16 protein-coding genes and 1 tRNA gene are annotated in these 14833 nt (G+C 37.2%); 12 read left to right on the forward strand and 5 right to left on the reverse strand.

Annotated features, from left to right (window positions below):
* Window positions 1–90: 90 nt before the first annotated feature.
* The 4 genes from rapZ (at window position 91) to CWR48_RS16100 (ending at window position 3342) form a co-directional block, all read left to right on the forward strand.
* On the forward strand, window positions 91–978 hold the full coding sequence (gene rapZ / locus CWR48_RS16085) for an RNase adapter RapZ (protein ID WP_115774353.1): 888 nt from the start codon (window positions 91–93) through the stop codon (window positions 976–978).
* Window positions 978–1940, forward strand: coding sequence for a gluconeogenesis factor YvcK family protein (locus CWR48_RS16090; RefSeq protein ID WP_115774354.1), 963 nt, complete (start codon window positions 978–980; stop codon window positions 1938–1940). Before rapZ ends, CWR48_RS16090 begins: the two co-directional genes overlap by 1 nt.
* Window positions 1941–1977: 37 nt before the next feature.
* Window positions 1978–2928, forward strand: a complete 951-nt coding sequence (gene whiA, locus CWR48_RS16095) for a DNA-binding protein WhiA (protein ID WP_115774355.1) — start codon at window positions 1978–1980, stop codon at window positions 2926–2928.
* 162 nt (window positions 2929–3090) lie between these two features.
* The gene (locus tag CWR48_RS16100) at window positions 3091–3342 is read left to right on the forward strand and encodes an HPr family phosphocarrier protein (protein WP_115774356.1); all 252 of its coding nucleotides are present in this window, start codon (window positions 3091–3093) and stop codon (window positions 3340–3342) included.
* A gap of 61 nt (window positions 3343–3403) precedes the next feature.
* On the opposite strand, the gene clpP is transcribed toward CWR48_RS16100, so the two are convergent.
* On the reverse strand, window positions 3404–3997 hold the full coding sequence (gene clpP, locus CWR48_RS16105) for an ATP-dependent Clp endopeptidase proteolytic subunit ClpP (protein ID WP_115774357.1): 594 nt from the start codon (window positions 3995–3997) through the stop codon (window positions 3404–3406).
* 241 nt (window positions 3998–4238) lie between these two features.
* Here clpP and CWR48_RS16110 point away from each other — a divergent pair.
* Window positions 4239–4314, forward strand: a tRNA-Arg gene (locus CWR48_RS16110).
* Between the two features lie 177 nt (window positions 4315–4491).
* On the opposite strand, the gene CWR48_RS16115 is transcribed toward CWR48_RS16110, so the two are convergent.
* Together CWR48_RS16115 and CWR48_RS16120 are read right to left on the reverse strand one after the other, a co-directional pair.
* Window positions 4492–5046 (reverse strand): shikimate kinase, encoded by a 555-nt coding sequence (locus CWR48_RS16115; protein ID WP_115774358.1) that lies wholly within the window; start codon window positions 5044–5046, stop codon window positions 4492–4494.
* 86 nt (window positions 5047–5132) lie between these two features.
* Window positions 5133–5882 (reverse strand): FixH family protein, encoded by a 750-nt coding sequence (locus CWR48_RS16120; RefSeq protein ID WP_115774359.1) that lies wholly within the window; start codon window positions 5880–5882, stop codon window positions 5133–5135.
* A gap of 221 nt (window positions 5883–6103) precedes the next feature.
* Between CWR48_RS16120 and CWR48_RS16125 the strand changes: the two genes are divergently transcribed.
* Window positions 6104–7042, forward strand: coding sequence for a fumarylacetoacetate hydrolase family protein (locus CWR48_RS16125; protein ID WP_115774360.1), 939 nt, complete (start codon window positions 6104–6106; stop codon window positions 7040–7042).
* A 63-nt stretch (window positions 7043–7105) separates the two neighbouring features.
* On the opposite strand, the gene CWR48_RS16130 is transcribed toward CWR48_RS16125, so the two are convergent.
* The gene (locus CWR48_RS16130; RefSeq protein ID WP_115774361.1) at window positions 7106–7906 is read right to left on the reverse strand and encodes an alpha/beta fold hydrolase; all 801 of its coding nucleotides are present in this window, start codon (window positions 7904–7906) and stop codon (window positions 7106–7108) included.
* Between the two features lie 143 nt (window positions 7907–8049).
* On the opposite strand from CWR48_RS16130, the gene CWR48_RS16135 reads away from it, so the two are divergent.
* Complete coding sequence (locus CWR48_RS16135) at window positions 8050–8829, forward strand: sigma-70 family RNA polymerase sigma factor (RefSeq protein ID WP_245976837.1); 780 nt, start codon at window positions 8050–8052, stop codon at window positions 8827–8829.
* Complete coding sequence (locus CWR48_RS16140; RefSeq protein ID WP_115774362.1) at window positions 8729–9868, forward strand: DUF4179 domain-containing protein; 1140 nt, start codon at window positions 8729–8731, stop codon at window positions 9866–9868. Before CWR48_RS16135 ends, CWR48_RS16140 begins: the two co-directional genes overlap by 101 nt.
* A 47-nt stretch (window positions 9869–9915) precedes the next feature.
* Here CWR48_RS16140 and CWR48_RS16145 read toward each other — a convergent pair whose 3' ends face one another.
* On the reverse strand, window positions 9916–10782 hold the full coding sequence (locus CWR48_RS16145; RefSeq protein ID WP_211316763.1) for a YitT family protein: 867 nt from the start codon (window positions 10780–10782) through the stop codon (window positions 9916–9918).
* A gap of 143 nt (window positions 10783–10925) precedes the next feature.
* Between CWR48_RS16145 and rpoN the strand changes: the two genes are divergently transcribed.
* The 4 genes from rpoN to gap all read left to right on the forward strand — a co-directional run bounded on the left by rpoN (window position 10926) and on the right by gap (window position 14757).
* Complete coding sequence (gene rpoN / locus CWR48_RS16150) at window positions 10926–12221, forward strand: RNA polymerase factor sigma-54 (RefSeq protein WP_115774364.1); 1296 nt, start codon at window positions 10926–10928, stop codon at window positions 12219–12221.
* Window positions 12222–12467 carry a glutaredoxin family protein gene (locus CWR48_RS16155; protein WP_115774365.1) on the forward strand — a complete coding sequence of 82 codons (246 nt, stop codon included), beginning with the start codon at window positions 12222–12224 and terminating at the stop codon, window positions 12465–12467. It begins immediately after the preceding gene.
* A 213-nt stretch (window positions 12468–12680) separates the two neighbouring features.
* Entirely contained in the window at window positions 12681–13700 is a 1020-nt protein-coding gene (locus CWR48_RS16160; RefSeq protein ID WP_115774366.1) for a sugar-binding transcriptional regulator, read from the forward strand.
* Window positions 13701–13749: 49 nt separating this feature from the next.
* Window positions 13750–14757 carry a type I glyceraldehyde-3-phosphate dehydrogenase gene (gap, locus tag CWR48_RS16165; protein WP_115774367.1) on the forward strand — a complete coding sequence of 336 codons (1008 nt, stop codon included), beginning with the start codon at window positions 13750–13752 and terminating at the stop codon, window positions 14755–14757.
* The last annotated feature ends 76 nt before the right edge of the window (window positions 14758–14833 follow it).

Here is a 14833-nt window from a genome sequence, read left to right on the forward strand (position 1 = left end):
GCGGACGAATTTCGTATAGTGATACAAATGAATCGATATGATTAGTGTTCTATCAACACCTTTACGGTTTATATAAGGGGGAGATTGACAATGAAAGACGGAGAAATGGAAACAAAATTAGTTATTATAACAGGAATGTCAGGTGCAGGAAAGACGGTTGCAGTGCAAAGCTTTGAAGATCTAGGCTATTATTGTGTAGATAACTTACCCCCTACATTGCTACCAAAATTTTTAGATTTGATGCGTGATTCCTCGAACGCAATTCGAAAAGTAGCGCTCGTAATGGATTTACGTGGACGTGAATTCTTTGATTCCTTATTTGATGCATTAGATACTGTTGGAAAAGAGGAATGGCTAGAGGAGCATATACTATTCCTGGATGCAAAGGATGAAAAGTTAGTTAGTCGCTATAAGGAAACGAGACGCGCACATCCATTAGCAATTGGCGGACTTCCACTTAACGGTATTCATCAAGAACGCGAAATTCTCGACCAATTACGGGGAAGAGCACAACGTATTATTGATACAACCAATTTGAAGCCTCGTGAATTACGAGAAAAAATTGTAAAAATATATTCGGAAGATAAACAGGAAATCTTCTCCGTACACTTGGTCTCCTTTGGATTTAAATATGGAATTCCAATCGATGCTGATCTTGTATTTGATGTAAGATTCCTTCCTAACCCACATTATGTAGCCCATTTACAGCCGCTAACAGGATTAAATCAGGACGTTGCTTCATATGTCTTCAAATGGTCCGACACACAAATATTTAATGATAAGGTGCTTGATTTATTGCAGTTCATGCTTCCACAGTATAAGAAAGAGGGAAAATCGCAGCTTGTTATTGGTATTGGTTGTACAGGTGGGCAACATCGTTCCGTTGCGTTAGCAGAGCACTTTGCGAATGAACTCTCGACGAATTACATCACACATGTTACACATCGGGATATTGATAAGAGAAAGGGAAATTCATGATGACAAATGGGAAACACCCAAGAATTGTTGTAATGGGTGGTGGGACTGGAATGCCAGTTCTATTACGCGGACTAAAGAATTTACCAATTGATTTAACAGCACTCGTTACCGTTGCAGATGATGGCGGCAGCTCAGGCCGATTACGGAGTGAAATGGCAATTCCTGCACCAGGAGATATTCGTAATGTAATTGCCGCACTATCTGATGTAGAACCGATGCTTTTAGAGTTATTCCAGCATCGATTTTCTGTCGGAAATGGACTGTCCGGCCATTCCATGGGAAATTTACTATTAGCCGCCATGACGTCGATTACTGGTGACTTTTTTACCGGGATAAAGGAAATTTCCCGGGTATTAAATGTAAAAGGTGAAATTTATCCAATATCAAATCAAAATATGACTTTAAATGCAAGGTTTACGGATGGAACCACCATTTCTGGTGAATCCAATATTCCACTTGCAGGGAAGCGGATTGAGCGTGTATATTTAAGTCCTGAACCTGTTAAACCACTGCCAAATGCAATCCATGCAATTCAAAAAGCTGATTTAGTCGTTATTTCACCTGGAAGCTTATATACGAGTATTATGCCGAATCTGATCATCCCGAAAATCGACATTGCGTTGAAAGAAACAAAGGCAAAGGTTGTTTATGTGTGTAATGTGATGACACAGGCAGGTGAAACAACCGGTTATAAAGCATCGGATCATGTTCAAGCAATTACGGATCATATTGGTTCTGGCTGTCTAGATGCCGTTGTTGTTCATAATGAACCAATTAAAAAGGCAGTACGTGACATCTATGCAGAAGAAAACGCCGAGCCAGTTGTATATGATACATTGAAATTATTAAATATGGGATTAGAAATAATTGAAGGGGACATTATTAGTTATTCTAATTCAACAGTACGACATGATAATAATAAAATTGCAACATTACTTTACTCCATTTTAGAGCAAAAGTAATCGTTACGGTAAATAATGGTAAAGGAGGAGAAAGAAGATGTCCTTTGCTTCAGAAATAAAGAAGGAATTAACAGCAATTGAGTTTGATGATTGTTGTTTACATGCAGAGCTCGCAGCCTTAATTAGGATGAACGGTGCAATCTCGTTTTCCAGTAGGAATTACACGCTTGATGTGCAAACGGAAAATGCTGCAATCGCAAGACGTATCTATACATTGATCAAGAAAAGTTACGAATTTCCAGTTGAACTTCTTGTCCGAAAGAAAATGAAGTTGAAGAAGAACAATATATATATTGTTCGATTAAAAGAAAAGGTACGTGACTTTTTAACAGAATTGGATATTATTGAAGATTCCTATACAGTAATTCGAACTATTTCGGATAAAGTTCTTTCTAAAACCTGTTGTAAAAGAGCCTATTTACGTGGTGCATTTCTTGCAGGTGGATCGGTTAATAATCCTGAAACATCCTCGTATCATTTAGAAATATCTAATTTCTATCAGGAGCATAATGATGCTTTATGTAAATTATTAAATTCATTTGGCCTTCGTGCGCGCACATTGGAGCGGAAAAGTGGTTATATTGTTTACATAAAAGAGGCCGAGAAAATTACGGACTTTTTAAGTATCATTGGTGCAAATAATGCGTTATTTAAGTTTGAGGATGTCCGAATTGTTCGTGATATGCGGAATTCCGTTAATCGTCTTGTAAACTGTGAGACAGCGAACTTAAATAAGACCATCGGCGCAGCATTCCGACAAATTGAAAACATTAAACTGATTGAAAATACGGTAGGGCTTGATCAACTTCCAGAGAAATTACAGGAAATTGCAAGACTTCGTGTGGAACATCAAGAAGTATCATTAAAAGAATTAGGGGAATTGGTTTCGAGTGGAAAAATCTCGAAGTCTGGTGTGAATCACAGACTAAAGAAAATCGATGACTTTGCAGCGAAGTTAAAGCAAGGTGAAGTATTACAAGGAAGTTAATTCTACCTAATTCGTTGGAATAATTTTCTTTATGTTGAATACATGATATAATACGGATTAAATATAAGGTTTATGATGACTAACATTGCCACCGTGCTTTGTTAGTTGGTTATTAAATGGAAATGATAGCGTTTTCTTAAAAGCTGGAGGAGGATGAGGAAATTGATTGAAAGATTAGTCACGATTGAATTAGTGGAAGGATTGCAAGCTAGACCAGCAGCACAGTTTGTTCAAGAGGCGAATCGCTATGCGGCACATCTGTTTCTAGAAAAAGAGGGAAAAAAAGTAAATGCCAAAAGTATCATGGGATTAATGAGCTTAGCAATTGGTAAAGGCGAGAGAGTAATGTTGATCGCGGATGGGGCCGACGAAGAAATAGCATTAAATCATTTGAGTTCATTAGTATCTAAATAAATGGTCTTGATAACTATAAAAAATCCCTTTCATTTATAAATGAAAGGGATTTTTACAAAGATTATTTAGCATCTTCTTTACGTTCTAAGATTTTGTCAATTAAACCATATTCAACAGAACGTTGTGCTGTCATGAAGTTATCACGTTCAGTATCGCGTTCAATTACTTCTAATGGCTGACCAGTTTTTTCTGACATAATTTCATTCATGCGTTTTTTGATTTCGATAATACGTTTTGCATGGATTTCAATGTCTGTTGCCTGTCCTTGTGTTCCACCTAATGGTTGGTGAATCATGATTTCACTGTTTGGTAATGCAAATCGTTTTCCTTTTTCGCCAGCAGTTAGAAGGAATGCACCCATTGATGCTGCCATACCGATACAAATGGTAGAAACATCAGATTTGATGAAGTTCATCGTATCGAAAATCGCCATTCCAGATGTGATGGAACCACCTGGTGAGTTGATATACAATGAAATATCCTTACCTGGATCTTCTGCTTCAAGGAAAAGTAATTGTGCGACAATAGAGTTTGCAACGTTATCGTCAATTGCACTTCCTAGTAAAATAATACGGTCTTTAAGTAAGCGTGAGTAAATGTCATATGCACGTTCGCCACGATTGGTTTGTTCGATAACTGTAGGTACTAAATTCATTTGTAAATCCTCCTTATATAAAACAAGTTTCATCCAACTAACTTAATGGATCTAATTTTATAATAGCTCAAAGGTCAATGAAGGTCAAACATAAACCTTCGATAATATAAAAAAATATCTTCTACATGATACCCTTATTTTTGGCGAATAAACGTCATAACAAAAAAAGGTTAAGAAAACACTTGTAACTATAAGGAAACAACGGTATAATAGCATATGTGTCAATTTCAAACATCTACATGCGCCCATAGCTCAGCTGGATAGAGCACTGGTTTCCGGTACCAGGTTTGTCGGGGGTTCAAATCCCTCTGGGCGCGTCAATGTAAATTAAATGAGACAAGGGTTAGAAGGTTATTCTATCCTTGTCTTTTTTCTGCTCACAAAGGAGAATTACTATCATTCTTCTATATGCCTACTAAAAAACAAACAGGACTTCATTGTGGGTTCTGTTTGTTTTTTTAATAGGCTCATATTTTGTTTGTTACTATTTGATATCAACCGGCATTCGGCTCATATATATCCCATGCCGTTTTCAACGATTCGACAATGTAATCAGCGACTTCCTCAACGACTAAATTATCTGTAATGACCCGGGAATGATGCTCTGAGTAAATCGGTTGGCGTTCATTGAATAGTTCCTCAATTTGGTCCATATTCTTACCTTGCAGTACGGGACGACTATCGATAAGCAGGCTAATTCGATCCTTCCAATTTTCCCAAGACATATCAAGGAAGAAAACGATGCATTCTGATAAACAAACGTCTCTAATTTCTTCCTGAAGAAACGCACCACCACCAACGGAGATGATTTTTAGTTTTTGTTTACAGGATTGGATAATCATATTTTTCTCTGTTTCGCGGAAAATTTTTTCACCGTATTGTTTAAAAATATCAGAGGTTGGCATGTTGAACTTCTTTTCAATCTCTTCATCAATATCAATAAAGTCTCTATATAAATTCTTTGCTACAACTTTACCAATGGTAGTTTTACCAACGCCCATAAAACCTATCATTACAATGCTTTTTTCTCGTAGTGAAACATCGTTCATGCTCTTCCCCCTAATTAATTTAATTCTCTAAAATTAGTATAAGCCAAATACCTGTGTTTTGCACGGAGGTTCATTAAGTATCATGATTATTCCGTTACAGTGATTTCAAATTCCTGATGCTCATGTAATCCGTCTTCGTTTTCCACATGAATCACTATTTGATAGTTACTTGCTTCTGGAAATGCAAAATCTCTGGAGTATTCTCCAGCAGTTGCTTCACCCGCATCTATCCATTCGTGCTTGTCCGGTGTTTCTTCATTCCAAATCTCAAATCGTACATTTGCTTTTTCTAAAGGATGGTTGTCTAGTTGTACATGTACTTGTAGTGATGTATTTTCACCAACTGTCACTAATTCTGGTTTCATAAAGTGCATTGCGAAACCATCTGCGTGTTCAGCATGTTCATGATTCTGTCCGTCGTCGTGATTATGACTTACGCCACTGCCAATTATTATCGATTTTTTCGGCATTGTATGCATATCTTTTGCCGACACATGTGCATACATTTCATAAGTAGCCTCATGGTCAAAGGTGGTTTCTATTGAATAAGTACCGTCATCATTATTTGTTGCTTCAATCTTAGTACTTTCATCCTCCATCCCTTGCTCCCATATTTCGAATGTCACATCATCTGCATCTACAACAGATTCTTCACCATGCGTAACAGTTGCTACAAGTTTTACTACTTTATCTACTTCAGCAGTTTCTAGAACTGAAAATTCTACCTCAAGTGGAACAAGTTCTGTTGATCCAGCATCGGTATTCTCATTTTTTGCGTCACACGCTGCTAAAATCGTAATGGTTAACAGGATAAAAATAATACGGCTTTTTCTCATGACAATATCCCCCTTAGTTATCTTTCAATAAATTATGTATGTAATATAATTAGTATATCAAACATCATTCCTTCTATGGTACTGTCAAACGAGTGAAATTTGAATGCTTCGTGAAGGCAAATGAACTGAAAAGTTAGTATTGGGTAGCGACAACTTGTATAAAGTAAGATACTTTTGATAAAATGAAATTATACAATTATTTAAAGATGGGAAGGGATTAAATGAAACTCGTAAGCTTTCAACAAAAGGACCGTTTACATACATACCGAATTGGTGTTCTAGAGGGAGATAAAGTAATCGATATTCAGTCAGCATATCAAGCATTGCTTTCATCAGGAAAAGAAGAATCCATAGCAGCTGATGAAATGGAATCGGAACTTCCCACTGATCCTTCACAATTCTTTGCAATCGGAACTCCGGCAATTGAGAAGGCGAAAAAGGCATATCAATACATATTAAATAAGCGTGATGAGGGGCAAAGCTTTCCACTGAAAGACATTAAGTTAGGCGCGCCGATTTCTTCACCTGGAAAAATAATCTGTGTTGGCAAAAATTATGCGGATCATGTGGCAGAAATGCAAAGTGACATTCCGGAATATCCCGTTCTCTTTGCAAAGTTTAATAATGCATTAATTGGCCCGGAGGATGCGATTGAAACATCCGATGTAACGAAAAAATTGGACTACGAGGTTGAGCTAGCATTTGTCATTGGTAAGATGGCTACGAAGGTGAAACAGGAGGAGGCGCTATCTTATATTGCTGGCTATACAATCGGAAATGATACTTCAGCAAGGGATTTACAAAAGCGTACACCGCAATGGCTTCAAGGGAAAACATTAGATCGAAGTACACCAATTGGTCCGTGGGTAGTGACTGCTGATGAAATTAGTGATCCAGGAAATTTATCTATCCGATCTTTTGTAAATGGTGTAGAACGGCAGGCATCGAATACGAGCCATTTAATTTTTGATATACCATTTCTTATCGAATTTATCTCCAATTTAATCACGTTGAATCCAGGAGATATTATTTTAACTGGGACACCAGATGGAGTAGGGTTTGCGATGGACCCACCGCAGTTTCTTGAAGATGGGGACGTCGTTACATTAGAAATTGAAAAAATTGGTCGGATGGAAAACAAGGTTGTCCATCTGATATAGTAAGAAGAGAGGGAACATTTGTTGTTCCTTCTCTATTTAGTAGTAAAGAAAGTAAATTAGTTCTTAAAGATTACTAAAAAATGTATATAACTCACGATTGAACTTGTCTGTTTCCTCTAAAAATAACAAATGACTACTATTTTCAAATGCTACTAGCTTTGACCCAGCTATTCGCTTTTGAATATACTCTCCAGCTTCTATTGGGAAGAAGCCCACCGTACCAAAGCAGAGCAGTGTTGGAATATCAACATTCGATAGAGTCTCTCGATAATCAGCGATGGATTGATTAAAAACGATGGTGCTTTCAATCGATGCGGGCAATTTATTCATTTCTGCCAAAATCCATTGAACATCCTCTTCAGATGGTTTTTCCTTATACATACCATCGATGAAATTTCGATTAAATCCGTGCTGATCTTCTTGGATTGCTTGCATTAATCCAGTTAATGCTGCGAAATCGAATGCGCCGAACTCCCAGTTAGGCCATATATAATCCGATGCAGATTGATCAACAATCGTTACTGCTTTAATATTATCTGTTCCAAATTGATTCACATAATCCCAAACAACGAATGATCCCATCGACCATCCTACTAAAATAACATCCTCTAATTCTAATTTTTCGATAAATATTTTCAAATCTTTTGCATATTGTGCAACAGTATGACCATGCTCTACTTTACTAGACTTTCCATGGCCACGAAGATCTAATGCGATTGTCCGATAGTTTTTACTAAAAAACGGGAGCTGTTTATAGAAAAATTTACTACTCATCATTACGCCGTGAATAAAAATAACCGTCTTTCCTTCACCTTCGTCCTCATAAAATAGCTTTGTCTCTAAATCAAGTTCGACATATGGCATATAATCATCCCCCTCTTGAACTGTTATGCTTATTATATATGTTCAACATGCAGCATCATTCTCCTTTATAATAAAAAGAATAAAACTTTTTTCGAAACTAGTAGTCTAATCTATATAACTGCTTCTGGGATGGGGGATAAGACTTGAATGAGGATGCAAGAAAAGCCATCGCAGGTGATGATGATGCTTTTCTACGATTGATACAGACCTATAAAATAGATTTATATAAAACGGCAATCGCATATTTACGTGATCAGGAGGATGCTATTGAAGCACTTCAAGAAGTAACATATCGTGCGTATAAAAGTATTCATAGGGTGAAGGAATCTGCTTATATGAAGACCTGGCATATTCGAATCATGATTAACTATTGTAATGACCAGTTAAAAAGAAAGAAACGTATCATCATGAATGATGAAATAATTGGTATCCAAGGCGTTTCTGAAAATCATACAGAAATGGAATTGAAGGATGCAATGCAGGATCTCGATGAGCGCTCACGCCAAATTTTAACGATGAAGTATTTTCATGAACTGAAAATTAAAGAAATCGCAATGGTGCTGGGGTGTCCGGAGGCAACAGTGAAAACGTGGCCGAATAAAGCGTTAAAAGAACTCAGAAAAAGGCAGGATGAAGGCGGAGAGGGTGGAGTAATCATGTTTGAAGATGAAGAAGAAAAACTTATGGAATATAAAAAAAGTGTCGATAACATTTCAGTTCCAGAAACTGCACTAGATATGGCTATTTTAACAGGCTTTCAGAAAGCTAAATTCGAGAAAAATAAAAAAACGTCATGCAAAAAAATGGACTCTAATTGCGGCAATGGTTGCTGTTATTCTTATCTCATTAATTACATCCATACGTGTATCACCCGTTTTTGCCTCATATCTAGCAAACGTTCCTGGAATGGAAAAAGTCGTTGAATTAATTAGGCATGATAAAGGAATGGTAGCAGCAATCCAGAGTGATTACTATGAATCGCTCGGTGTTTCGAAACTGCAAAATGGAGTGGAAGTTGTGATCGATGGAGTGATTGCGGATGAACAAGGGGTTGTATTGTTTTATACAATTAATACGGAAGAAAAGAAACGGAGTATCACTCTAAATCAAGCTGAAATTAGAAGCGAGGATGGTAGAGAGATAGACATCGCTAGCTCGAGTTACAACCCAGAGTTAAATGAAGTGGAATTTGCGAATTCTTTTCATGGAGTACTTGAGTATTTCTTTCAAGCTCCATTAAACACAACGGAATTTGCACTTGATTTGAAAGTTGGTGGCGAGACATTTAATATCCCATTTACTCTGACAAAGGAGCAAAAGGAAAATAAAACCTACAATATAAACGAAACAGTAACTGTTGAAGGGCAGGAAATTACTTTCCTTGATGTAACAATAAACCCATTAAGAGTGGCAGTACATGTTAAGATGAATCCTAATAATACGAAGAAGTTCCTTTCATTTGATGAAATGCTACTTGTTGATGAACATGGTGAGTCATGGAGTAAAATTGAGAACGGAATTACAGCAAGTTATATTTCTGATAATGAATGGATGCTGTATTTACAAAGTAATTATTTTAAGGAACCAAAAGAGTTGAATTTAGTCTTAGGGAAAATTCAGGCCATTGATAAAGAGGAAAGTATGGTTATTGTAGATGCTGAAAATGAGGTTATAATAAGACAACCAAAGAGAAATCTTTTTAAAGAAGTAGTGAGAGAAGGGGATTATCTTGTATTTAAGTATAATGAGGAGTTCCCTTATTCATTCTTCAGTCAATCATATGATGCAGATGGAAAGGCACTTGATTCAGGTAGCTCGTTTACAACCACTTCAGTAGAGAAGGGAACGAATGAGTTCGGGTATCATATTGAGCATTTACTTGGACAGAAGTCACCGATTTCGCTAAAACTTGATTTCTTCCCAGAGTGGATTACTAGCAATGAGAAGATAAAGATTAAATAACAAAGAAAGCGGGCCCCGTTTCCTTAATTGGTCGGGATCCGCTTTTATTAATGCCCAGCCGATTTAAACCGGCCACCCTGAACCTCTTGAGTGTCCATAATGGTGGTGAAGGCTGTCTTATCAAGGTTAAATACAATGGCTTTCAGTTTTGCGACTTCTAAGCGTGTAACGACGACATAGAGTACATTTGTATCTGTACCTGTATAGTTGTTTTGTCCATATAATTTAGTTACGCCTCGTTTTAATTCTTCACCGATTACTTCAGCGATATCCTCTGACATATCAGAAACAATGATTGCCGCTTTCGTTTCATTTAGAATACCTTGGCCGATTGCGTCGATTGTTTTCGATGCAATATAGTAAGTGAGGATCGATAGCATTGCTTGCTCCCAGCCTAGGACAAACCCAGCCCAGCCGAAGATGAATACATTGATGAACATGACAAACTCACCAACAGAAAATGACATGCGTTTCGTAATGATAATTCCTAGTATTTCTGTCCCATCCAATGCCCCTGCATTTCGAATGACAATTCCGACCCCCGCACCGAGGACCAATCCGCCAAATACGGTTGCAAGCAGCGGTTCATCCGTAATTGGTGCAACGCTATGTAATAGTGATTCGACAACAGATAAGGAAATAATACTGAATAGCGAGGAGAAAAGAAAGTCCTTTCCTAATCTCTTAAATCCAGCAATTAGAAACGGAATATTAATAATGAGGACGAGTATCCCAAAGCTTATCCCTGTTAGATTATTAATTAGTAGGGATACACCAATAACCCCGCCATCAATAATTGAATTAGGAACGAGAAATAATTCCAATGCGATTGCCGCGATTCCTGCTCCGATAAACAGCATAATATACCGACGGATAGTATGACCAATTGTTTCTTTTTGTATTTTTTTTGACATTATCTTACTCCCTTCGAAACGTAATGAATAGTAAAATATTATATGAATTTTTATAGAGCTGTCAACGATAAAGGCGAAAAGGTGACATTTATCAGAAGTAATGGCAAACTATAAGGGTATACATCTTCTAAGGGGTGTTCTCGATGAAACCGAGACTTGTGCAGCAGCAATCATTGCAATGGAAGCTCAATCAATCACTTATACAGTCCATTCATATTCTCCAGTTACCCGGTATGGAGTTATTGGACTATCTGGGCGAACTTTCAAATGAAAATCCGCTAATGGATGCGATTAATTATGATTATGAAATCGAGCATTACCGTGCTTCACATGTAAATACACCGGATATTGGTGAAATAAATCCAGTACAATACTCGATGTATGAACAGCTACGGAATCAATTATATACCTTATCCTTCCCAAAAGAATTAGAACCAATCATAGATTTTGGCATCGATTCCTTAAATCATGACGGGTACTTAGAGATTGAGCTTGAGCAATGGGCAGATGCGTGTGACACTACATTAAAGCGTGCCCGGGACGCGCTCGCTATGATTCAATCCTTAGAACCAGCTGGAATCGGTGCGAGATCATTAAGTGAATGTATTATGTTGCAATTAAAAGCCATGAATATAGAAGATACGTTTATTCTAAATCTAATGGATGAACATTTAGAATGGATTGCTACAAATAATAGCGCTGCCATTTCCAAACATTATCAGGTAGAGGAAGAACGAGCATTAGCGATTATCGAGCGAATGAAGCGATGTCATCCGAAGCCAGGACAGCTTCTCGGTTCACAGCATTCTGACTATATCATTCCCGAGGCATCCATTTTTAAAGAGAATGGAAGCTGGGAAATCACCTTTCATAAATGGGCAGCGCCAACAATCAAAATCAATGATGAATACGGGAAGTTGCTCACAATGGATAAGGACACTACCAATTATCTAAAAGAAAAATATAAGCAAATTGAAGTTTTACAGCAAGCAATTGCATACCGAACATCTACGCTAGAGCAAATCATTCAGATGATTATTGAGAAGCAGTCCACTTTTTTTGAAAATGGTCCACAGCATTTAAAGCCTTTAACATTAAGAGAGATTGCACTTGAATTGGATATCCATGTATCCACTGTTAGTCGGGCGATAAAGCAAAAATATGTACAAACAGATCATGGGGTGCTGCCAATTAAATTCTTCTTACAAACGGGGATTAGGCAAACAGATGGTAAAGAGATGGCAGCAGTTGCGATTAAACAACGGATATATGAGCTAATCCAAGCAGAACATAAAAGCAGACCGTTATCAGATGAAACGATATGCAGAAAGCTAAAGGAAGACTTTGGGATCGAAATTGCTAGGAGAACAATTATGAAGTACAGAGGACAGTTGCAAATCCCATCATCATTGAAAAGAAAAAGAGGAGGAAAGTGCTAAATGCGAAAGGTTACACTATATATGAAAGAGAATTGTTCATTATGTATGGAAGCAGAAACATTATTATCCTTATTTAAGAAAGACTACCCATATGAATTGGAAGAAAAAGATATATATGAAGATGATGGATTACTCGAACAATATCAATTGTCAATTCCTGTGATCGAATTAAATGGAAAACAGCTTAATTGCGAAGAAATGAATTATGCTTCGATTGAAAAACTTCTGAAAGAGAGCAGCAGGTAACTTAGGGTGTTGGCAGTGTGAAATGATATGCATCGGGTTTTTGACCTCCGACTGATAAGGGAGAATACGATTCTCACATTCATTTACATTACTTTAACAATTTTTCATCGCAAATTATTTGTATTTTACTTCAAGTATGCTATACTAAAAATGTAATCGGGACAACATTTAATAGTATGGGACTTTTTTCGTCCAGTATGAAGGAGTCTTTATATGAGAACATTCACTGATTTACAAAAAAAGCTCGTTCCAGATATTTTGGAAGTAATGCAACAACGGTATTCTATTTTGCAAAGTATTGATTTATTTGAACCAATTGGGCGAAGAAGTCTAGCGGAGAATACGAATTTAACGGAACGCCATGTTCGTGGTGAGGTTGAATTTTTGCAAAGCCAAGAGCTGGTTCAAGTAACAACCAAAGGAATGTTTATCACAAAAGAGGGTAAATTAATTCTGAATCAATTGGCCAAATTTATGGGCGAATTGATGGGTTTAAATGTTTTAGAAGAGCAACTTAAGGGAAAGTTACAAGCGAAGAAAGTTCTCATTCTTCCTGGTAATAGCGATGAACATGATTGGGTAAAACGGGAGATGGGGAGGGCTTGCGTCACATTCCTTCAATCTATCGTTAAAGAACGCATGATTATTGCTGTAACAGGCGGGACGACAATGGCCGCTGTCGCAAATGCAATGACACCGCTAAGTAAGAACGGTGATTATTTGTTTCTTCCAGCACGTGGTGCAATTGGTGAGAAAGCAGAAGACCAATCAAACCGAATTGTCACGGAAATGGCGGAAAAGGCTAATGGCGACTACCGATTACTTTATGTACCAGATCCCTTGAGTGAGACAGCGTATCAAACGTTAGTGAAAGAACCATCGATCCAGGATGTCTTAGAGCAAATCAAGAGCGCAAATATCGTTATCCACGGAATTGGTGACGCGATTACGATGGCAAAACGGCGTAAAACTTCGAAAGAAATTATTTTGAAGCTCCAATCAAATACTGCTGTAAGTGAAGCGTTTGGTTATTATTTTGATGAGTCTGGTAAGATTATTCATAAAGTCCGTACATTAGGAATTCAGTTAGAGGATCTTGTTTCTATTGATCATGTTATAGCTGTCGCTGGTGGTAAATCGAAGGCAAAAGCAATTGTTTCCTATTTTAAACAAGGGAAAAGCGATTTACTTATAACTGATGAAGCAGCTGCAAAACAGATTTTAAGAGGGTAACCTCTTTTAATATATTTTTTTAATCTAACAACATTTAGGAGGAATAAGAATGGCAGTAAAAGTAGGTATTAATGGTTTTGGTAGAATTGGACGTAATGTATTCCGTCAAGCACTTAAAAATGACGAAGTTGAAATTGTTGCAGTTAATGATTTAACAGATGCAAACATGTTAGCTCATTTATTAAAATATGATTCAATTCACGGTAAATTAGAAGAAGAAGTTTCTGTTAACGGCAAGAACATTGTTGTTGGTGGAAAAGAAATCAAAGTACTTTCAGAACGCGATCCTGCTAACTTAGGCTGGGGAGATCTTGGAGTAGAAATCGTAATTGAATCAACTGGTCGTTTCACAAATGGTGAAGACGCTAAGAAACATATCGAAGCTGGAGCTAAGAAAGTAATTATCTCTGCACCTGCAAACAACGAAGATTTAACAATCGTTATGGGTGTTAATGATGATAAATATGATCCTAGCAAACATAATATCATTTCAAATGCATCATGTACTACAAACTGTTTAGCACCATTTGCTAAAGTATTACAAGATTCATTCGGAATCAAACGTGGATTAATGACTACAATCCATTCTTATACTAATGATCAACAAATTCTTGATTTACCACATAAAGACTACCGTCGTGCACGTGCTGCAGCTGCAAACATTATTCCAACTACAACTGGAGCAGCAAAAGCAGTTGGTTTAGTATTACCAGAAATCAATGGCAAACTTAACGGTATGGCTGTTCGCGTACCAACTCCAGATGGTTCTTTAACAGACTTAGTTGCAGAATTGGAAACAAATGTAACTGCTGAACAAGTAAATGAAGCATTCAAAGCAGCTGCTGAAGGTCCATTAAAAGGTATCTTAGAATATACTGAAGAACCAATCGTATCATCTGATATCGTAGGTAACACACATTCATCTATCTTAGATGGTCTATCTACAATGGTATTAGAAGATAACATGGTTAAAGTTGTTTCTTGGTATGACAATGAAATGGGCTACTCTTCACGTTGTGTTGACTTAGCAGCATTCATGGCTAAAAAAGGACTATAAGATAAAAGTAAAAGGAGGAGGAGCAAGCTCTTCCTCCTTTTTACATTTTTATTTTTATTTGTAAACAAGGCAAGCT

Source organism: Oceanobacillus arenosus (assembly GCF_003369575.1).
GTDB lineage: Bacteria > Bacillota > Bacilli > Bacillales > Amphibacillaceae > Oceanobacillus > Oceanobacillus arenosus.

Coding starts and splice junctions, on each gene's coding strand:
- CWR48_RS16120 (WP_115774359.1), bottom strand. CDS start 5,882: ATGAGAAAAAGCCGTATTATTTTTATCCTGTTAACCATTACGATTTTA.
- CWR48_RS16125 (WP_115774360.1), top strand. CDS start 6,104: ATGAAACTCGTAAGCTTTCAACAAAAGGACCGTTTACATACATACCGA.
- CWR48_RS16130 (WP_115774361.1), bottom strand. CDS start 7,906: ATGCCATATGTCGAACTTGATTTAGAGACAAAGCTATTTTATGAGGAC.
- CWR48_RS16140 (WP_115774362.1), top strand. CDS start 8,729: ATGGTTGCTGTTATTCTTATCTCATTAATTACATCCATACGTGTATCA.
- rapZ (WP_115774353.1), top strand. CDS start 91: ATGAAAGACGGAGAAATGGAAACAAAATTAGTTATTATAACAGGAATG.
- CWR48_RS16145 (WP_211316763.1), bottom strand. CDS start 10,782: ATGTCAAAAAAAATACAAAAAGAAACAATTGGTCATACTATCCGTCGG.
- gap (WP_115774367.1), top strand. CDS start 13,750: ATGGCAGTAAAAGTAGGTATTAATGGTTTTGGTAGAATTGGACGTAAT.
- rpoN (WP_115774364.1), top strand. CDS start 10,926: ATGAAACCGAGACTTGTGCAGCAGCAATCATTGCAATGGAAGCTCAAT.
- CWR48_RS16155 (WP_115774365.1), top strand. CDS start 12,222: ATGCGAAAGGTTACACTATATATGAAAGAGAATTGTTCATTATGTATG.
- clpP (WP_115774357.1), bottom strand. CDS start 3,997: ATGAATTTAGTACCTACAGTTATCGAACAAACCAATCGTGGCGAACGT.
- CWR48_RS16160 (WP_115774366.1), top strand. CDS start 12,681: ATGAGAACATTCACTGATTTACAAAAAAAGCTCGTTCCAGATATTTTG.
- whiA (WP_115774355.1), top strand. CDS start 1,978: ATGTCCTTTGCTTCAGAAATAAAGAAGGAATTAACAGCAATTGAGTTT.
- CWR48_RS16115 (WP_115774358.1), bottom strand. CDS start 5,046: ATGAACGATGTTTCACTACGAGAAAAAAGCATTGTAATGATAGGTTTT.
- CWR48_RS16090 (WP_115774354.1), top strand. CDS start 978: ATGACAAATGGGAAACACCCAAGAATTGTTGTAATGGGTGGTGGGACT.